Below are 19006 nucleotides of genomic sequence, written 5' to 3' on the forward strand. Positions count from 1 at the left end.
CGGTACGAGCAGGGGCGGCCAGTGAAACCGGGGGCGTTAAACGGTCGCTAAACGCCTCAGGGTCCGCCTTGCCTCGGCCTGCCAGCCGGTGAAGCCGAGGCCGGCGAACAGCCGCATCGACTCCCGTACGGCCCGGCGGCCCCCGGTAGCGTCGCCGGCGCGGTGCCGGAGTTGTCCCAGTCCCAGCAAGGCATACGCGCGGCCGCGGCGGTCGTCGATGCCCTCGAACACGGCGAGGCTGGCGGTCAGCAGGGCGTCGGCGCGGTCGTCCTGGCCGCGCCTGCGGTGCCACTCCCCCAAGGACCGCAGGGCATATCCGCTCGCGTGTTCGTGCCCGGACTCCCGGAACATCTCCAGCGACCGGGTCAGCTTGTCCTCGGCGTCGGAGAGCTCGCCCAGGCTGCGCAGCACATGCGCCTCCCAGTGCCGGTCGGCCAGGCGGACGCTCGCCGCCAGCGCGGCTTCCAGCAGCTCCCCGGCCCGGTCGTGTTCACCGTTGCGCCGCAACACATCCGCCAGCTGTTTACCGGCGTACGCCTCGCGGCGGCGGTCGTGGAGCCCGCGCGCGAGCTGGAGGCTGTCCTCGAAGCACCGGGTCGCCTCGGCGGGCCGGCCGCGGTCGGCGAGCAGGGCGCCGAGCTGGCGCAGCACGTCCGCCTGGCCGGGGTGGTCGCCGACCTGGCGCAGCATGGCCAGGCCGTCCTGCAGCGCGACCTGGGCACGTTCGATGTCGCCGCGTTCCACGTCGATGTCGGCGCGGGCGGCCAGCGCGCGGCCGAGCCCGGACCGGTCGTCGAGCCGGCTGAAGATCCGGCACGCCATGTCGTAGTAGACGCGGGCCCGGTTGGCCCGGCCGTGCGCCTCCCAGTGCAGGTCGCCGAGCCGGCACAGGCTGACGGCCTGGGCCCGGCGGTCGCCGGTGTTGCGGGCCGAGACCAGGCCGATGACCTCGGTCCGCCGGTCGCCGGGGCGGGCCGCGCAGACCTCGGCGAGCCGGCCGGCCAGCGCCCACCGGCCGAGCCGGTGGGCCAGCCGCACCAGGCAGTGCAGCATGCCGGCCTCCGCGTCCCGCCACGCCAGCGGATCCGCCTCGGCGCGCCGGACCACCGCCGGGTCGGCGACCTTTTCCACCGGGGCAATGGGAAACCGCCCAACCGGCAGCTTGCGGTCGGCACGAGCAGAGATGTCCAAATAGGACATGAACAGGCGATCGAGCGCCTCGACACGGGACGGTTCCTCGGCGAGCAGCCGCTCGTAGCCGAAGACCCGGATCAACTCGTGCGGACGATATCTCAGCTGTCCCAGGCGATCTCGCCCGACAACCGCCACCAACTGCGCCTCGACCAGGCCGGCGAGGGCCGCCGAGGCGTCGGTGTCGAGCAACGTGGTCATGGCCCACTCCGGCAGATCGACGGAGTCGAACCAGCCGAGTAATCGCAACAGCTTGCGCTGCAACGGATCGCACGACCGGTACCCGACCTCGACGCCGGCGCGCACGTCCAGGTCGCCGACCTTGAGCTCGGCCAGCCGGCGGCGCTCGTCGGCGATCCGCTCAACCAATTCCCGCAACAGGAGGTACTTCGTCGACGCCAGCTTCGCGCCGGCCACCCGCACGGCCAGCGGCAGATGCCCGCACAGCCGAACCAGCTCACGGGCCGATTCCGCTTCCGCCGCAACGCGATCCGCACCGGCGACGGCCGAAAGCAACGCCAGCGACTCCGCCTCGGACAGCTCGACGACCTCGGCGACGGCCGCGCCCTCCAGCCCGGACAGCCGGCTTCGGGACGTCACGAGCACGGCACATCCGACGCCGCCGGGCAGCAGCGGCCGGACCTGCGCCTCGCACGCGGCGTCGTCCAGCACCACGAGAATCCGGCGATCGGCCGTCACGCTCCGGAAGAGCTGCTGCCGCTCCAACAGGCCGTACGGCACTTCGCAGCCGAGGGAGGAAAGGAAAGATCCCAGCACCTCCGCGGTTTCCACACCGCGAAGCTGGGCGTACAGCTGGCCGTCCGGGAACTCGGCCCGCCGGTCGTGGCCGATCCTCACCGCCAGCGCGGTCTTCCCGACACCAGACGGTCCACACAGGACAGTCAGCGGGCCGCGACATCCGATGTCGTCACGCCCGACGAAGTCCGGCACGGGTGGCGGCAGTTGCGCGGTCCGAATCACCGTCCGCGGCAGCTCCCACACCGACGGATCCGTGACCAGCTTGCGCAGCGCCGGCCCGGGATCGGCCTCGATGTGCGCGGCGACCTGGTCGAACACCTCGGCGGCCTCGGCCGCCCGCCCGGCCTGGTGCAGGGCCACCATCAGGGAACCGGCCAGCGCCTCCTGCCCTGGATCCCGGGCCAGCAACACGGTCAGCTCGGCGATCACCTCATGGCAGCGGCCGGCGGCCAGGTCGATCCGCACCTTGCTGTCCACAGTGGATAATCGAAGCTCTTCCAGCCAGCGGGCGTGTGCCGCGAGCACCGGTCCGCACACCACATCCCGCAGCGCGTCCCCACGCCACCGACCCAGCGCCGCGGCCAGCAGCTCCCGCGCCTGCGCCAACCGGCCGGCGCCCATCAGCTCGCGGCCGCGTCGGGCCTCGGCGACGAACTCCGACTGGTCGAACTCGCATCCGTCAAGCGTCAACAGATAACCCGACGGCCCGGTGCGGATCGCGTCCGCCGGCAACACCTTGCGCAGCTTGGACACGGCGACCTGGACGATCACCCGGGCGCTGCGCGGGGTGTGCTCCGGCCACAGCTCGTCGACGATCGTGCTCAGCGACACCCAACTGCCGGCGTTGGCCAGCAGCAGCGCCAGCACCGTGCGCTGCTGCGGCGTGCTCGGCGTGACCGTGCGCCCGGTACAGGTGACCTCCAGTGGTCCGAGAATCCCGTACCGCACGGCCGCACCTGCCTTCTGACCTGGGGCGGAGCTGTCAGCGGGGCCCACAGTACCGGTCGGCGACCGCCGTGCGGGCCGCTTTGCCGGATCGACGGCAACGGTCACGCCACACCCGCCGCCGGGAAACGTGCCCACTTCGTCGTGAATGCGCCTTCGCCCAGGTGAACGGCGGATTTTCCACTCGCCCACAGGAACTGTCAATAGACAGGAAGGTTCAGCATTCTCAATGGTTCATGAGAACTCCACCGCCAACACCGTGCCCGGTACACGAACCGCAAAGCAGCACGCCAGGGGTAGCAGCGGAAACGCGCCCGACGAACCTCACAGTCCCTTTTCGGTCACTGTGAGGTCGTGCTAGCTTCCCGTTGTGTGATTGGCGAACCGTGAGCGCACAACCCTCGATCTCATCCCGAGAGGACGCCGGAACAGGCCCTTTACGCCGGATTCACGGTGTCGCGCCCATGCCGTTGAGAGGCTCCGGGACGCCGAAGCCTCGCGATCCCGTCGGAGGTACCCAATGCCTGTCGACGCCCGCGTCGAGGTCGACACCCACTGCCCGTACTGCGCGCTGCAGTGCGGCATGGTCGTCCGCGACGAGCGTGCCGAGGCGACCGTCGCGCCGCGTGAGTTCCCGACCAACCGGGGCGGCCTGTGCCAGAAGGGCTGGACGTCGGCAAGTCTGCTGACCACGCCGGGCCGGCTCACCACGCCGCTGCTGCGCGAGCGCCGGGGAGCGCCGCTGCGGCCGGTCGGCTGGGCCGAGGCGCTCGACCACGTGGCGCTGCGCCTGCGCGAACTCCGGGAGCGGCTCGGCCCGGACGCGGTCGGCGTGTTCGGCGGCGGCGGGCTGACCAACGAGAAGGCCTACCTGCTCGGCAAGTTCGCCCGGCTGGCGCTGGGCACGTCGAAGATCGACTACAACGGCCGGTTCTGCATGTCGTCGGCGGCGGCCGCCGGCATCAAGGCGTTCGGTGTCGACCGCGGGCTGCCGTTCCCCGTCGCCGACCTGGCCGAGGCGGACGCGATCCTGCTGGTCGGCGCCAATGTCGCCGAGACGATGCCGCCGTTCATGCGGCACGTCCGGCCGGCCGCCGACAAGGGCGGCCTGATCGTCGTGGACCCGCGGCGCACCCCGACCGCCGAGGCCGCCGCGCTGCACCTACAGCCCGCGCCGGGCACGGATCTCGCGCTGGCGCTGGGCATGCTGCACGCCGTCGTCGCCGACGGGCTGCTCGACCACCGCTACATCGCCGAGCGCACAACCGGTTTCGACGAGGTGTGGCGGATCGCCGCCGCCTGGTGGCCGGAGCGCGTGGAGCGGGTCACCGGTGTGCCGGCCGCCGACCAGCGGGCCGCCGTCGCGCTGCTCGGCCAGGCACGCAACGCCTACGTGCTCACGGCACGCGGTACCGAGCAGCACGCCAGCGGCGTCGCGACCGTGTCCGCGTGGATCAACCTGTGCCTCGCGCTGGGTCTGTGCGGGCGGTCCGGCTCGGGTTTCGGCTGCCTGACCGGCCAGGGCAACGGGCAGGGCGGCCGTGAACACGGGCAGAAGGCTGATCAGCTGCCCGGCTATCGCAAGATCGACGATCCGGCGGCGCGGGCGCATGTCGCCGGCGTCTGGGGCGTCTCTGTCGACGAGCTGCCCGGGCCGGGGCCGTCCGCGTACGAACTGCTCGACTCGCTGGGCACCCCCGACGGCCCGAAGGCACTCCTGGTGTTCGGCAGCAACCTCGCGGTGTCCGCACCGCGTGCCGGGCACGTCGCCGAGCGGCTGGAATCCCTCGAACTGCTGGTCACCGCCGACTTCGTGCTGTCCGAAACCGCCGCGGTCGCCGATGTCGTCTTCCCGGTCACGCAGTGGGCCGAGGAGGACGGCACCATGACGAACCTGGAGGGCCGCATCCTGCTGCGCAGCCGGGCGGTCACGCCGCCGATCGGCGTGCGCAGCGACCTGGACGTGTTGCAGGGGCTGGCGATCCGACTCGGCCAGCCGACGCATCGGTTTCCCACCGATGCCGCGACGGTGTTCGCCGAGCTCGGCCGCGCCTCGGCCGGCGGCCCCGCCGACTACTCCGGCATCAGCTACGACCGGCTGCGCGCCGGCGAGGCCCTGCACTGGCCGGTGCCGGCCGCCGATCATCCCGGTACTCCAAGGCTGTTCCTAAACGGCTTCGGGCATCCCGACGGGCTGGCCCGGTTCCAGGTCGTCGACCACGTCGGCCCGGCCGAGCCGCCGGATCCGGAATTCCCGTTGCACGCCACCACCGGACGGGTGCTCCAGCACTACCAGTCCGGTGCCCAGACCCGGCGCGTGCCGGAGTTGACGGAGGCCAGCCCCGAGGCGTTCGTCGAGGTGCACCCCGACACAGCTCAGCGTTTCGACGTCCACGATGGACAGTGGGCCACGGTGACGTCCCGGCGAGGCAGCGTGCGTGCCCGCGTCCGCTGCGTCCAGACCATCCGGCCGGACACCGTGTTCCTGCCGTTCCACTTCCCCGGTGCGCAGCGCGCCAACCTGCTCACCAACCCGGCGCTGGACCCGACCAGCCGAATGCCGGAGTTCAAGGTGTGCGCCGTGCGGTTGGGGGCGGCATGAGGATCACGATCATCGGCTACGGCATGGCGGGCGCCCGCCTGGCCGACAACCTGCGCGGCTCCGGCGCGTCGATCACGGTGATCGGCGCGGAGAAACACCCCGCCTACAACCGGATCCTGCTGTCCAACGTCGTCGCCGGCTCGATGACCCCGGACGACGTGCTGCTGCACTCGCCGGAGTGGGCCCGGGACAACGGGATAGCCCTCCGGCTCGGCGTCGCCGCCACATCGATCCACCCGGCCGACCACAGCGTCGTTCTCAGTGACGGCTCCACAGTGGACTATGACGCGCTGGTGCTGGCCACCGGCAGCAATCCGTGGATTCCGCCGACGGACGGCCTGCTGGAGCCGGACGGCAGGCCGGCGCAGGGCGTCGTCGCCTTCCGTAACCTCGAAGACTGCCACCAGATCGTCGGTATGGCCAAGGACTTCGCCCCGGTCGCCGTGCTCGGCGGCGGGTTGCTCGGTCTGGAGGCCGCCCGCGGGCTGGCCGGCCGCGGCTGCCCGGTGACCGTGGTGCATCCCGTCGGCCATCTGATGGAACGCCAACTCGACCCGGCCGGCGGACACGTGCTGGCCCGCGTGCTCCGGCCGAAGGGCATCGAGTTCCGGCTCGGCCAGCTGGCCACGAAGTACCTGCCGGGCAAGGGACTCCTGCTCGACGACGGCTCGATGGTCGCCGCCGACCTGGTGGTGGTGTCCGCCGGCGCACGCCCGGAGACCGCCCTGGCCGAGGCCGCCGGGCTGGCCGTGGACCGCGGCGTCGTCGTCGACGACCGGCTCCGGGCCAGCGCGCCGGACGTGTACGCGATCGGCGACTGCGCAACGCATCCCGGCACCGTCGGTGGCCTCGTGCAGCCGGCCTGGGACCAGGCCGCCGTGCTGGCCCGACTGCTCACCGGCGCGGACGCCCGCTATCGGGGCACGCCGGTGGTGACCAGGCTCAAGACCCGCGACGTGGACCTGGCCTCGATGGGCGAGGTGCACGTGGAGCCGCACACCTCCGACGCGGAAGTGGTCCGGCTGGAGGATCCCAGCCGCGGCCGCTACACCAAGATCGTGCTGCGTGACGACCGGGTCACGGGCGCGATCGTGTTGGGGGCGCCCGATGTGGCCGCCGCCGTCACGCAGCTGCACGACCGGGGCACACCCGCCCCCGCCGACCGAATGGCGCTGCTGCTGGGCCGCGCCATGCCCTCGGGCGGCGAAGTGGACCCGGCGACCCTGCCGGCGTCGACGCTGATCTGCCGCTGCAACACCGTCGACAAGGGCCGGCTGGTCGGTGCGTGGCGCGCCGGCGCCCGGTCGTTCGACGCCCTGGTCAGCACCACCATGGCCGGCACCGGCTGCGGTGGCTGCCGGGACACCGTGTGCGCGCTGTCCCGCTGGCTGGCCGAGCAGGACCCCGTCACCGAACCCGAGAAGTTGGGCTGCCACACGACATGACGACTACCGAGGCACAGACCACGCCCACCCGCGGCGGACGTACCTGGATCCAGCAGTGGGATCCCGAGGACGAGGGATTCTGGGCGGCGACCGGCCGCCGCGTCGCCAACCGCAACCTCGTCTTCTCCATCTTCTCCGAGCACCTGGGCTTCTCGCTCTGGTCGATCTGGAGCGTGGTGGTGCTGTCGCTGCCCACCGCCGGCTTCAAGTTCGGCGTGGACCAGCTGTTCTGGCTGACCGCGCTGCCGAACCTGGTCGGCGCCGCGCTGCGGCTGCCGTACACCTTCGCGGTGCCACGCTTCGGCGGCCGCAACTGGGCCGTGGTCAGCTCGCTGATGCTGCTGATCCCGTGCGCACTGCTCACGGTGGCCGTGACCACGCACGCCGGCTTCGGGTTCTTCCTGTTCGCGGCGGCGACCGCCGGCTTCGGCGGCGGCAACTTCGCGTCGTCGATGACCAACATCTCGTTCTTCTTCCCGGAGAGCCGCAAGGGTTTCGCGCTCGGCCTGAACGCGGCCGGCGGCAATCTCGGGGCCGCGCTGGTGCAGCTGATCATCCCGTTGGTGATCGCGGCGACCACCGGCTGGAGCCTGGCGGTCGCGGGCCTGTTCTACATGCCGTTCGTGATCGCGGCGGCGATCTGTTCGGCGCTGTACATGGACAATCTCGCCACCGCGCGGTCCGACTTCCCGGCGCAGGTCGCGGCGGTCAAGCGGACCCAGACGTGGGTGATGTCCTTCCTCTACATCGGCACCTTCGGCTCGTTCATCGGCTTCTCCGCCGCGCTGCCGCTGCTGATCAAGACGCAGTTCCCGTCCGTGCACGGCACGTGGTTCGCCTGGCTGGGGGCGTTGGTCGGGTCGGTGGCCCGGCCGGCGGGCGGGTGGCTGTCGGACAAGATCGGCGGCAGTCGGGTCACGCTGTGGAACTTCGTGCTCATGGGCGTGGCAGCCGCGTTTGTCGTGGTGGGCGAGCGATCCGGCAACTTCGGGCTGTTCTTCGGGGCGTTCCTGGTGTTGTTCGTGACGGCCGGCGTCGGCAACGGCTCCACGTACCGGATGATCCCGGCGATCTTCGTTGCCCAGGCGAAGCGGGAGACCGCCGAAGGGGTGGCCGCCGAAGAGGCCGTGCGCAAGGGCAAGCGGGAGGCGGCGGCCGCGATCGGCATCGTGTCGGCGGTCGGCGCGTTCGGCGGGTTCTTCGTCACGCGGATCATCGCCAGCTCGGTGGCCGCGACCAAGGCCGCCGACAACGCCTTCTACGGCTTCATCGTGTTCTACGTGCTGTGCTTCGCCGTCACCTGGTGGTTCTACCTGCGGCGCAGCTTCGCCGTGGCCAAGGTGCCCAGCCTGGCCGTGGCCGACGTCTAGGCTTCTCACACACAGTTCCCAGCTATCGGTCCTCCGCTCACAGCCTGCACTCAGTCGAGCCCGCTTGACTGAGCGCAGGCTGTTTTCGCACGAGCGGATGGGACCTCCAGCATGGTTGCTCTGGCTGCCCCGGCACGCCGATCTGTTGGTTTGAAGATCGGCGTGGTGGCCGTGGTGGTGATCGCCGCCGCGGCGCTGCGGATGGCGTTCCTCGACTACGAGACCGGTGACGCGCGGATCTTCCTGTCGTGGTACTCGCATATCGCCGCCGACGGCGGTTTCGCGGCGCTGAAGGACATCAGCTTCGCCAACTACAACGTCACCTATCTGTATCTGCTGGCCGCCTTGAGCTACCTGCCGGTGACGCCGCTGATCGGGATCAAGGTCCTGTCGGCGGCGTTCGACTTCCTGCTCGGGTACTTCGTGTACCGGCTGGTGGCGCTGCGGTATCCCGGCAAGTGGTGGCCGGTCCTGGCCGGGGCGATCACGCTGTTCCTGCCGACCGTCGTGGTGAACGCCTCGATGTGGGGGCAGGCCGACGCGATGTACGCCGCGTTTGCCGTCGGCGGCGTGTACTTCCTGCTGTGTAAGCGCCCCTGGCTCGCCTGTGCGTTCATCGGCATCGCCTTCGCGTTGAAGCTGCAGACCGTGTTCCTGTTCCCGCTATTGCTCCTGTTGGTGCTGCGGCGTGGTTTGCCGTGGAAGTCGCTCCTGGCGATTCCGCTGGTGTACGTGGTGCTGGACATTCCGGCGCTGCTCATCGGCACCAGTCCGGCGCAACTGTTTTCCGTGTATGTGGCGCAGACCGGCACGTTCGACCTGCTGACATTGAACGCCCCCAACGTGTACCAGTACCTCGGCACGTCGGTGACGTCCTCGGCGCTGCGGATCACCGGCATCCTGGTGACGGGATTCCTGGTGCTGGCGCTGATCGTGGCCGTGTGGTGGCGACGGGTGGAGTTGTCTTCCACGCGAATCGTCTTGGCGGCAACGGTTTCCGTGCTGCTGGTGCCGTACTTCCTGCCGGCGATGCATGAGCGGTACTTCTTCCTGGCCGACGCTTTGACCGTGGTGGCGGCGTTCTACCTGCCACGCAAGCTGTGGGCGCTACCGGTGCTGGAGCAGTTCGCGTCGTTCTTCGCCTACCTGCCGTTCCTGATGGGGACCGGTGGTGGCTTCGGCGGTGGGCGTGGGCGGCGGCCCGGCGGCGGTTTCCGTGGTGGCACCGGCGGTTCCGGCTCCGGCGGCTTCCCCGGCGGCTCGGGCGGCCCTGGCTCTGGCGGCTTTGGCGGCTTTGGCGGTCGCCCACAGGGTGGCGGTGCCCTGGGTTCCGGCGGGTTCGGGGGCGGCGGCTTCGGCGGCGGCGCGGTCAATCCGTCGCTGGTGGACATGCGAATCCTGGCCACCGCCATGCTCGGCGCCCTGGCTCTGGCCCTGTGGGTGACCGTCCGGGAGTTCCGTTGCCAGCCTACTCGACCTGATGAAACAGCCTAGCCAGCAGCTCCACTCCATCGACCACCCGTGGGCCCGGCCGGTTGAAGTAGGCCGAACCGTCCACAATGTATCGCCGGTCGACGGCGTCGAAACCCTTGAGGCGGTCCAGTTCCTGCCGCGTCTTGGCCGGCGTGAACCCGCACGGCATCAGCACGAGGATGTCCGGCTCCGCATCGACCACCTGCCGCCACTCGATCGGTCTCGTGTGCTCGCCCGGTTCCGCCAGCAGCGGCGTGCCGCCGGCGTACGCGATCTGCTCCGGCACCCAATGTCCCGCCGGCCACACCGGATCCAGCCACTCGATCGCCGCCACCCGCGGCCTCGGCTTGCCGGCAACCTTGGCCCGGACAGCTTCCAGTCGCTTGTTCAGATCGCCGATTCGTTGCCGCGCAACGTCTTCCGCGCCGAGAACCTCGCCGAGAGTGCGCAAGCAGTCCAGGACCTCGTGGAGGGTGCGGGGTTCCAGGCTCAGCACCGTGACGTCCGTGTCCAGCTTGCGCACCGCCTCCGACACCGGGCGGTACGAGAGCGCGCAGACGTCGCAGAGGTCCTGCGTCAGCACCACGTCCGGCTTCAGCTCGCGCAGGAGGTTCGTGTCCAGGGTGTAGATCGACGACCCGTGGTGCACGGTCTCCGAGATCTCCCGGCTGTCCATGCCCTCGGTGATCTCGCTGGCCGTCACCACCGGCACCGCGTCGATCTCCCCCTGCGGCCAGTCGCACTCGTGCGTGCGCCCCACCAGCTGGGGCAGCAACCCCAGCTCCGCCACCAGATCCGTGGCCGCCGGCAACAACGAGACGATCCGCACGGAATACACCCTAAGCGGCAGGGCGGCCCGCAGCAGCGGACCGCCCTCCCGTCAGAACGGCCAGACCTCGCGCTCGCCGGCCTCGAGCAGCGGAACCATGCCGAACGCCGCGTCGCTCAGTCCGCCGAAGGTGAAGCGACCCTCGGTGTGGCCGAACTCGTAGCCGGCCAGGTTCCACGTGTAGACGGGCACGTCGCGCGGCACTGCCTTGCCCGGCAGCGTGCGGCCGCTGTGCTGCTCGTCCGTCACGATGACCACGCGGTCGTGGCGACGGTAGAACCGCCGCAGCGCGCCCACCGTGTTCGTGCCGCCGAGGTCGCCGAACCGGTCCCGCACCACCGGCAGCACCGACTCGCCCGCCCGCAGCTCGACCGGCTTGGCCGTGCTGCCGAACTGCACGAGGTCGGCGTTCTCCGCCCGCAGCGCGATCGCGGTGCCGAACAACGCGGCCGCGTCCGCCCTGGTCAGGTCGGAGTTGCCCGACACCTCGCTGTAGAACATCGACCCCGAGCGGTCGACCAGCACCAGCGTGCGGCCCGGCAGGCTCGGCACGTTCGCCAGGCTGGCGTCGAGCGCCCGCTCCAGCGCCCACGCCCAGCGCAGCGACGGCGCCGCCCGGTACGCCGACAGGAACCGCATCGGCAGCTGCCGGGACCGCGCCACCTGCTCCGGGTCCGCCAGCCGCGCCGCGACCGTGGCCGCCACCTCGTCGGACACGCCCGCCCGGTCGAAGTTGCGCAGGTTGCGCAGCAACGCCATGTAGCCCATGGTCGGGATCAGCGCCGTCCACACCTCCGCCGTCAGCGGCCCTGCAGCCAGCCGGCGACCGACTCCCATGTCATGCCGGCCCGCTTCAGCACCGGCGTCGCGTCCCCGGCGAACAGCTCGCGGCGGCGCTCGACCGGCCAGGCCAGCAGTTCCTCGCGGGCCTGGAGCACCGAGAGGTGCGCGGGGATTTCCGCGGCGTTTCCGTAACGCCGGTCGAGGGCGTGCGTGAACAGCGCACCCTGCCAGCTCTCCGTCGGCTTCGGGTGCGTCAGATTCAGCACGTCGCCCATTCGAACGCCGCGCGCCTCGCTGTCCCACTTGAGCAGCGCACGCTCGTCGTAAAGGCGGCGAACCGCGTCACCGATTCCACGCTTGACCGGCTTCGGAATCGTACGTCCGTGCACCGTGAGCCAATAGGACAGGAATTCACCCGGCTCGTCGGCACGCTGCAGCACCGAATTCACGACCTGTCGCGTCATCCCCGGTTCGCTGCGCGCGTAGGCGAATTCCGCGGCGCCCACGATCGACGCCGAGCGCATGTTCGCCGGGCCACGCAGCCAGCCGAGCAGGCGCGCCGTCCTACCCCCTCTCGGCGACCGCGGACACGTCCGAGATCAATGTCGGTGACGGTGATGCCAATTGCTCTACCAGCTGAGCTACCGGGTCTTCCCGGGCGGGATTCGAACCCGCGACCCATCGATCCGAAGTAACCGTCGCCTGCGCACCGGACGCATCCGCGATCAGCACCCCCGAGTTCATGGTGTCCCACGGCGGGATTCTTCGTGACAGGAAGTAACCGCTGGACTTCGCACCGGGAGTGCTCGGCAAGCAGTAGGTCTTCCGCGGCGTTGGTCGCGACGGATTAATTCAGGCGCCGACCAACAGGCCGATCCCGACCACCGCCATCGTCGCCGCCACCAGGCCGTCCAGCACACGCCAGGACGACGGCTTGGTGAACAAGGAACTCAGCAGCCGGGCGCCGAAGCCGATCGCCGTGAACCAGCACAGGCTGGCCAGCACCGCGCCGATCGCGAAGTCCCAGCGCAGCGCGCCGTAGCCGGCCGCGATCGAGCCCAGCAGCAGGACCGTGTCCAGGTAGACGTGCGGGTTCAGCCAGGTCATCGCCAGGCAGGTCAGCGCCGCCCGCTTGCGGGAGCCCGTCGTCGCTCCGTCCACCGACATGCTCGACGGTTTCCACGCCCGCTTCGCCGCCAGAAATCCGTAGCACAGCAGGAAAATCCCGCCCACCACCGCCACCGCCGTGACCGCCGCCGGCCAGGCCTGCACCAGCGCGCCCACGCCGCCCACGCCCAGCCCGATCAGCACCGCGTCCGATGCGCCGCAGATCGCCACCACCGTCAGCACCGCGTCTCGTCGGATGCCTTGACGCAGCACGAAGGCGTTCTGCGCGCCGATCGCCACGATCAGGGACAGAGAGGTGCCGAAGCCCGCCGCCACGACGAGCACCACGTTGGTCATGGTTCTGGACGCTAAATCCGGCCTTGTCAACAGTCCAGCTAATGATTCTTACGTATCATTAGCGGCCGTGATGACCGACCTGCCCGCCGACCACGTGCGGACCCTGCTCGCCGTCGTCGACGCCGGCACCTTCGACGCCGCCGCCGCGGCCCTGCACGTCACCCCGTCCGCCGTCAGCCAGCGGATCAAGTCCCTCGAACAGCGGACCGGCCGGGTGCTGCTCATGCGCACCAAACCCGTCCAGCTCACCGAATCCGGCCAGGTGATCGTCCGCTTCGCCCGCCAGCTCGCCCAACTCGAACGCGACGCCCGTGCCGAACTCGGCATGACCACCGCCGGCGAGCCCACCCGGCTCTCCATCGCCGTCAACGCCGACTCGCTCGCCACCTGGTTCCTCCCCGCCCTGTCGGCGGTCCCCGGCGTCTGCTTCGAACTCCATCGGGAGGACGAGGGACACACCACCCAACTCCTTCGCGAGGGCGTTGTCATGGCCGCCGTCACCTCCACCCCCGACCCCGTCCAGGGGTGTTCCGTCCGTTCCCTCGGCTCGCTCCGCTACCTCGCCTGCGCCTCCCCTTCGCTGGCGTTCACCACCTTCGCCGACACTCCCGTCATCGTCTTCGACCGGTACGACCAACTCCAGGACCGCTTCGCCGGCGGCGCCAGCGCCTTCCGCCATCACATGCCGTCCTCCACCGCCTACCTCGACGCCGTCGTCACCGGCATGGGCTGGGGCCTCATCCCCGTCTCCCACGCCGTCCCCCACCTCGCCGCCGGCACCCTCGTCAACCTCGCCCCCTCGCGGCACATGGACGTTCCCCTCTTCTGGCAGCAGTGGAAACTCGACTCCCCCGCCCTCGCCGCCGCGGCCACCGCCATTCTCGAAGCCGCGGCGACGACACTCGTGCAGAAGTGACGTCAGCGCCCCATCCTGCGCAACAACCGATCCTGCTTCGAGGCCTCCGCCCTTCCTGACGTGCCGAAGAACCGGTCCATGCCTTCCAGTCCCTGGTAAATCGCGTCCAGGTTCTCGTCGATCCAGTCCACCAGATCCGCGTTCAACGTCTCGTCCGCGCCGATCGCCCGCGCCAGATCCCAGGTGTGGATCACCGTGTCCGTCGTCCTGATCGCCAGCGCCTGGCCGCCTCCGACCTTCCCCAGCGGGTAGTCCAAAGTCCTTCGCATCGCCGCGGGGCTGCGGAACGCCGCTTCGAACTCCCGCACCGAGCGCTCGTACGCCCCGACCTGGTCGTCCCCGAGCGCATCGACTTCCCTCCACCGCAGGAATTCCGCCGCCGTCCCACCGTCGAGCAAGGCCACGTAATTCAGGTTCCCTCGCACCACATGGTTGACCAGCTGGCGCACGTCCCACTCCGTGCACGGCGTCGGCGCCGCCCAGTCCCACACGTGCCGCAGCCTCCGCTCGAACTCCGCGCTGGCCAGCACATACAGATCGATGAGCTTCTCGTCGAAATCCACCCGCCGAGTCTGTCGGCCACCGGCGCATAACTCTGGCGGGTATCGGACGCCGCGCTGCTTCGCGCCGTGACGGATCCGGTCCGGTTCACAGGCTCCAGGCCCAGATCGTGCCGTCCCAGTGGCCGGAGACGACGAGGGCGTGGGCGTCGAAGTTGCCGATGGCCAGCGACTCCGATCCCTTGTTCGGGCCGGTGAGGCCGTTGCCGTAGGGGTGGCCGGTGGTGAGGTCCCAGATTCGGATGATGTTGTCGTCGCTGCCGGAGATCGCCACGGTCGTGCCCTTGATCGTGCCGGTGGCGACGGTCTTGACCGCGGTGTGCATGGTGTCGCCGAGGACGGTGCCGGCGGGTTCGTCGGCCGTCAGGTCCCAGGTCCGGACGATGCCGTCCTCGCTGCCGGACACGGCAAGGATCCTGTTCCGCGCGGCGCCGATCGCCACCGTGCCGACGGTCGTCTGATGAGCGCCGATCAGACGGCCGGTGCCGGCGGCGAGGTCCCACAGTCGGATGCTGCCGTCATCGCTTCCGGACACCGCAACGGTTTTGCCCTTCACGGAGCCCACGGCGATGCTCTTGACCTCGGTGTCGAGCCGATCGCCGAGGACCGTGCCGGTGACCGTGGGAGTGGCCAGGTCCCAGAGCCGGACGGTGCGGTCGTCCCCGGCGGAGACGGCGACCTTGCGGCCGTTGACGACCCCGAGCGCCACGCTGTTGACGCCGGCCGTCAGTTGGTCGCCCATGCGGGCGCTCGTGGGCGGGTCGGTCGTGAGGTCCCAGAGACGCAGAGTGCCGTCGACGCTGGCGGACACGGCAGTGGGGGCGTCGAGTGCGATCGAGTAGATGGGTTGGTCGTGGGCGGCGAGCGGGTGGGTGCGGGCCCGGCCGGTGATCGGGTTCCACAGCTGCACGGTGCCGTCGGCGCGGCCGACGACCGCCAGCGGCTCCCCGTTCAGCGTGCCCACGGCGACCGACCAGACCGGGTCGTCCTTGGCGATCGGGGCGCTGAGCAGCCGGCCGAGGGAGCCGTAAGTGTCGTCGTCGGGCATTTCCGTGCTGGCGGTTCTCGATCCGCGCAGCCATAACGGAACCGCCACTGCCGCAGCCGCGACGGCCAATACCGCCGGCATTGCCAGCAGCACGTTTCTCCTGGTTAGGGAAGGTTTCGACTCCTCGACCACGGGCGGCTGCTCGGGAACCGCCGACCCGCGCGGATACCGGTCCACGTGATCGCGCAGCTCGCGATAGGCCTCGTCCCATGATTCACGATTGCCCAGTTCCGGCGGTAACGAAATCCCGTTCTCGGCCGCCACCCGTAAGCACGTGTCGACAAACACCTCGAAGTTGGCCAGCTGGGGTCGGACCGGCCGCTCCCGATTGATCATTCCGGCGATGGTGCTGCGTTTCAGCCGGATCCTGTCCTCGTTGCGTCGGCGGGGCGTGCGTTCGCTCTCCACCTCGAGCCGCCGTATGGACAGGCCGGTCGCTTCCTGCAGGGCTCGCAGCCGGCGGGCGAAGTCCACCCGCGGGTCGGTCATCTCGTCCACGCTGCCCCCTCGGCGTCGGCGGAGACGGTGTCCGACGCCGCCGGACACCTGGACCAGTCTACGGCTTGATCAGCGGTTTTCGGGATTCCCTCGACGAATGCGTCCGATCGGCTGGCCGGACGGCCTGAGGGTCCGGCAGCGTTCACCGCGTCGAAACGCGCCGCATTGGCGACGCTCGACTTCGTACTCGAACAAGGGGAACTCACATGCGCTCATTCATGCCGACGATCGGAGCCAGACGCTCCGTTCGCGGATTGTTGCTCGCCGCCGGAATTCTCGCCGCACTTGTCGTTTCAACCCCTGACCGCCCACGCTTCCGTCGAGACCAGCCACCAGTCCGCGATGGCCTGGCGGGGCACCGGGGCCGACACCACCATTTGGTGGTCCCAATTCGACGGGACCAACTGGTCCGCCCAGCAGCCCCTCACCGACCGCCACACCGAGGCCGCTCCCGCCATGACCATCGGGCCCTCCGGGTTGCTGATGGCTTGGCGGGGTTCCGGTTCCGACACCACCATTTGGTGGTCCCAGTACGACGGCTCCTTCTGGACCGCTCCGCAGCAGCTCGCCGACCGCCGCACCGACTTGTCCCCCACGCTCGGCCACGACGCCTTCGGCCGTGTTGTCATGGCTTGGCGCGGCGCCGGCCCCGATGACCACATCTGGTGGTCCATGTTCACCGGTTCGTCCTGGTCCGCCCAGCAGCCCCTCACCGACCGCCGGACCTCCGCCGCCCCCGCGCTCACCCTCGCCGGCGGTTCCCTCGTGATGGCCTGGCGGGGCACCGGTTCCGACAGCACCATCTGGTGGTCTCGGTTCGACGGCGCCACTTGGTCCGGCCAGCTACAGCTCGCCGACCGTCGCACCGACTACGCCCCCGCCCTCGGCACCGACGACTACGGCCATGTCGTCATGGCTTGGCGCGGCACCGGGCCCGACAGCCTGATCTGGTGGTCCCAGTTCACCGGCTCCTCGTGGTCCGCCCAGCAGGCCCTCACCGACCGCCGCACCGACGCCGCTCCCGCCCTCGGCCAGAGCACCTTCTCCGGCATGCTCATGTCGTGGCGCGGCACCGGCCCCGACAACCACATCTGGTGGTCCAAGCTGACCGGCGGCGCCTGGTCCCCGCAGCAGGGCCTCTCCGACCGCCGCACCGACGGCTCCCCCGCCCTGGGCTACGCCCCGTAACCCGTCCACACCCACATCGGCGGCGTAACCGGATCCCGGTTACGCCGCCGACACGCGGAACCGGAAAGGGGGACTGGGTCTGCTCTGTAGGCCTAACGTGGCACAACCCGAACTCTTTGGTCCTCGTCGAGGGCCCAGAGATCGCGATCCGGCCGGTCGGCATCCGGCGCCTTCCGTCGGAAGTTGCGCAGGTCAAGCGCCGGGGTGATGACGCCTGATGGCTACCGAACTCACCACAAGGATGCAGCCGGCCGCTGACCAGCCCGTCGTCGTCCGGGCCGTGACCGTGATCATGGGCACGGTCGTCGGGTTGACCTTCATGTTCGGTTTCGGCAACGTACTCAACCTCGCCCTGCGACTCGGCGTGCCCATCTGGGTCGCGCCACTGGTTGCACCAGCGGTAGATCTGTCGATCTTCGGGCTGCTGCTCGGCACCCGGCACCTCGCCATCCATGGCGCGACACCGGAACAGCTCAGGCCAGCCCGCCGACTGCTCATCTTCGCCAGCCTCGCGACGCTCGCCCTGAACATCGCGGATCCCATTACCGCCGGGGACTACGGCAAGGCCGCCTTCGACGCCGTCGGCCCACTCCTACTCATCGGCTGGGCCGAGGTCGGCCCCGGATTGCTGCAGGCCATCACCGCCATCGGCCTTGAACGGAGCGAGACGAGGCGCGCAGATAGTCGCAGCGGCACTGCCAACACGGACGACGCCACCACAACGACCATCACGTCGACCGTCAAGACCGGGTACAGCGAAGTTCCCGTGTGCGGCATTGCTGACCGACCAGTGCCTGTTGTATCCGACGGCGACTTGGTTGACCGCGCTCGGCAGGAAGACGCCCGCCATTGGGCCGCCCACCAGCGACCGATCTCAGCTGAGACCCTTCGCAGGAACCTGCACATCGGCGCGGCACGCTCCCGGATGCTTGTGTCGATTATCAGGGCTGAACGGTTCGCCGGTCAGGACACGCCCGTGGCCATGGTTGGTCAGTCCAATTCAGGATGAGCAGATGTCGCGCGGTCGTTCTTGGTGTGTCCGTCTGCGGCCAGGAGCTGCGTTGGAGTTCTGGTCGATGGGCACCGTTGACGTACCGCGAGGGTGGGCGTCATTTGGGAGTGCGCTTACCTTTCGGTACGGCGGGTGTCTGTTCCGGGACTGGTATTACACCTGAACGGGAGACGATGATCACACCCCCTCACGCAACGACGCAGTTACATCTACCGAGCCGATGGTGCGGTCACGGCAATCGTCGATCAGCTGGCCGACGCCCGCCAGTTCGAACTCGATCCGCTGGGCCGCGCGACCGCCGTGACCACCGCCGACCGGCGGGAACAATACGGCTACGACGCAAGCGGCAACCTCACCGGTACCACGCCCGCATCCATCGATGCACTCATCGACAACCTAGCCTCGTCCGAATTCCGCCTCATCCGCAAGGATCAGGACGGCATGGGCGGCGCCCTGCTCGTCTACGAGGGAATTGTAGACGGCTGCCTGCCTCTGTGGAGATCACCTCGGACCGTGAACAATGGCAGGCGCTGCTGAAGTTCGGCGGCATGCGCACGTGGGTCTTGCCCGAGATCTGGACCGCCTACCTCGACGGCACTGATGTCCAGGACATGACCGTAGACGACCAGGCCAAATTTATCCGCAACCGACTCGGAGACGCGGCAGCCACATTCCGACAGGACCAGGATGCCGCCGGAAAACTCACCGAGAGCGGACACGCCCATGCCGATCGAATACTCGCCGAGCTCAGAAAATCCTTCGAGAACCCTTAAACGCCCAATAGCATCTATGTACGACTGGTGTCGTCGGAATCGGTAGCGCTCGGCTCGCCCGCCGCCCACAGGCACCTGACCCGGCGGCTAAGGTCTAGGATCTAGCGAGGGTTGGCGACTCTCGCGACCCCGTCGATGCAGGTTGTGGAG

The 19006-nt window shown here is 69.7% G+C and carries 16 protein-coding genes; 9 read left to right on the forward strand and 7 right to left on the reverse strand.

Annotated elements, in window-relative coordinates:
- Positions 1-36: 36 nt before the first annotated feature.
- Complete coding sequence (locus BJ998_RS48550; protein ID WP_184860125.1) at positions 37-2898, reverse strand: AfsR/SARP family transcriptional regulator; 2862 nt, start codon at positions 2896-2898, stop codon at positions 37-39.
- A 517-nt stretch (positions 2899-3415) separates the two neighbouring features.
- Between BJ998_RS48550 and BJ998_RS08750 the strand changes: the two genes are divergently transcribed.
- The 4 genes from BJ998_RS08750 (at position 3416) to BJ998_RS08765 (ending at position 9806) form a co-directional block, all read left to right on the forward strand.
- Positions 3416-5497, forward strand: coding sequence for a molybdopterin oxidoreductase family protein (locus BJ998_RS08750; RefSeq protein ID WP_184860127.1), 2082 nt, complete (start codon positions 3416-3418; stop codon positions 5495-5497).
- On the forward strand, positions 5494-6942 hold the full coding sequence (locus tag BJ998_RS08755; protein WP_184860129.1) for an FAD-dependent oxidoreductase: 1449 nt from the start codon (positions 5494-5496) through the stop codon (positions 6940-6942). Before BJ998_RS08750 ends, BJ998_RS08755 begins: the two co-directional genes overlap by 4 nt.
- Complete coding sequence (locus tag BJ998_RS08760) at positions 6939-8312, forward strand: MFS transporter (protein WP_184860131.1); 1374 nt, start codon at positions 6939-6941, stop codon at positions 8310-8312. Before BJ998_RS08755 ends, BJ998_RS08760 begins: the two co-directional genes overlap by 4 nt.
- A gap of 165 nt (positions 8313-8477) precedes the next feature.
- The gene (locus BJ998_RS08765; RefSeq protein ID WP_184860133.1) at positions 8478-9806 is read left to right on the forward strand and encodes a glycosyltransferase 87 family protein; all 1329 of its coding nucleotides are present in this window, start codon (positions 8478-8480) and stop codon (positions 9804-9806) included.
- Here BJ998_RS08765 and BJ998_RS08770 read toward each other — a convergent pair.
- The 4 genes from BJ998_RS08770 to BJ998_RS08780 form a co-directional block, all read right to left on the reverse strand.
- The gene (locus tag BJ998_RS08770; protein WP_184860135.1) at positions 9781-10614 is read right to left on the reverse strand and encodes a cobalamin-binding protein; all 834 of its coding nucleotides are present in this window, start codon (positions 10612-10614) and stop codon (positions 9781-9783) included. The two genes, BJ998_RS08765 and BJ998_RS08770, sit on opposite strands and share 26 nt — an antisense overlap.
- Before the next feature lie 51 nt (positions 10615-10665).
- Positions 10666-11451: a TROVE domain-containing protein gene (locus BJ998_RS47275; protein ID WP_246488552.1), complete on the reverse strand. Its 786-nt coding sequence runs from the start codon at positions 11449-11451 to the stop codon at positions 10666-10668.
- Positions 11415-11921 (reverse strand): hypothetical protein, encoded by a 507-nt coding sequence (locus BJ998_RS47280; RefSeq protein ID WP_246488553.1) that lies wholly within the window; start codon positions 11919-11921, stop codon positions 11415-11417. The genes BJ998_RS47275 and BJ998_RS47280 overlap by 37 nt, the downstream gene beginning before the upstream one ends.
- A gap of 328 nt (positions 11922-12249) precedes the next feature.
- Positions 12250-12861 carry a LysE/ArgO family amino acid transporter gene (locus BJ998_RS08780; protein WP_184860137.1) on the reverse strand — a complete coding sequence of 204 codons (612 nt, stop codon included), beginning with the start codon at positions 12859-12861 and terminating at the stop codon, positions 12250-12252.
- A gap of 70 nt (positions 12862-12931) precedes the next feature.
- Here BJ998_RS08780 and BJ998_RS08785 point away from each other — a divergent pair, with 70 nt between their 5' ends.
- Positions 12932-13777, forward strand: coding sequence for a LysR family transcriptional regulator ArgP (locus BJ998_RS08785; protein ID WP_221338564.1), 846 nt, complete (start codon positions 12932-12934; stop codon positions 13775-13777).
- A 2-nt stretch (positions 13778-13779) separates the two neighbouring features.
- On the opposite strand, the gene BJ998_RS08790 is transcribed toward BJ998_RS08785, so the two are convergent.
- Positions 13780-14340 (reverse strand): TIGR03086 family metal-binding protein, encoded by a 561-nt coding sequence (locus tag BJ998_RS08790; RefSeq protein WP_312890003.1) that lies wholly within the window; start codon positions 14338-14340, stop codon positions 13780-13782.
- Positions 14341-14425: 85 nt separating this feature from the next.
- Positions 14426-15874 (reverse strand): WD40 repeat domain-containing protein, encoded by a 1449-nt coding sequence (locus BJ998_RS48555; RefSeq protein WP_184860140.1) that lies wholly within the window; start codon positions 15872-15874, stop codon positions 14426-14428.
- Between the two features lie 294 nt (positions 15875-16168).
- Here BJ998_RS48555 and BJ998_RS08800 point away from each other — a divergent pair, with 294 nt between their 5' ends.
- The 4 genes from BJ998_RS08800 to BJ998_RS08815 all read left to right on the forward strand — a co-directional run bounded on the left by BJ998_RS08800 (position 16169) and on the right by BJ998_RS08815 (position 18856).
- Positions 16169-17071 (forward strand): sialidase family protein, encoded by a 903-nt coding sequence (locus tag BJ998_RS08800; RefSeq protein WP_184860142.1) that lies wholly within the window; start codon positions 16169-16171, stop codon positions 17069-17071.
- A 217-nt stretch (positions 17072-17288) separates the two neighbouring features.
- Positions 17289-18080: a hypothetical protein gene (locus BJ998_RS08805; RefSeq protein WP_246488554.1), complete on the forward strand. Its 792-nt coding sequence runs from the start codon at positions 17289-17291 to the stop codon at positions 18078-18080.
- A 303-nt stretch (positions 18081-18383) separates the two neighbouring features.
- Positions 18384-18620, forward strand: a complete 237-nt coding sequence (locus BJ998_RS08810) for a hypothetical protein (RefSeq protein ID WP_184860145.1) — start codon at positions 18384-18386, stop codon at positions 18618-18620.
- Positions 18578-18856, forward strand: a complete 279-nt coding sequence (locus BJ998_RS08815) for a hypothetical protein (protein ID WP_184860147.1) — start codon at positions 18578-18580, stop codon at positions 18854-18856. Before BJ998_RS08810 ends, BJ998_RS08815 begins: the two co-directional genes overlap by 43 nt.
- Positions 18857-19006: the final 150 nt, after the last annotated feature.

It is taken from the genome of Kutzneria kofuensis (assembly GCF_014203355.1).
Lineage (GTDB): Bacteria > Actinomycetota > Actinomycetes > Mycobacteriales > Pseudonocardiaceae > Kutzneria > Kutzneria kofuensis.

What these genes read in the sequence shown, in the direction of transcription:
- BJ998_RS08755 (WP_184860129.1), top strand. Translation starts at nt 5,494, where the DNA reads ATGAGGATCACGATCATCGGCTACGGCATGGCGGGCGCCCGCCTGGCC.
- BJ998_RS47275 (WP_246488552.1), bottom strand. Translation starts at nt 11,451, where the DNA reads ATGGGAGTCGGTCGCCGGCTGGCTGCAGGGCCGCTGACGGCGGAGGTG.
- BJ998_RS08760 (WP_184860131.1), top strand. Translation starts at nt 6,939, where the DNA reads ATGACGACTACCGAGGCACAGACCACGCCCACCCGCGGCGGACGTACC.
- BJ998_RS08750 (WP_184860127.1), top strand. Translation starts at nt 3,416, where the DNA reads ATGCCTGTCGACGCCCGCGTCGAGGTCGACACCCACTGCCCGTACTGC.
- BJ998_RS08780 (WP_184860137.1), bottom strand. Translation starts at nt 12,861, where the DNA reads ATGACCAACGTGGTGCTCGTCGTGGCGGCGGGCTTCGGCACCTCTCTG.
- BJ998_RS08805 (WP_246488554.1), top strand. Translation starts at nt 17,289, where the DNA reads ATGGCTACCGAACTCACCACAAGGATGCAGCCGGCCGCTGACCAGCCC.
- BJ998_RS08785 (WP_221338564.1), top strand. Translation starts at nt 12,932, where the DNA reads ATGACCGACCTGCCCGCCGACCACGTGCGGACCCTGCTCGCCGTCGTC.
- BJ998_RS47280 (WP_246488553.1), bottom strand. Translation starts at nt 11,921, where the DNA reads ATGCGCTCGGCGTCGATCGTGGGCGCCGCGGAATTCGCCTACGCGCGC.
- BJ998_RS48555 (WP_184860140.1), bottom strand. Translation starts at nt 15,874, where the DNA reads ATGACCGACCCGCGGGTGGACTTCGCCCGCCGGCTGCGAGCCCTGCAG.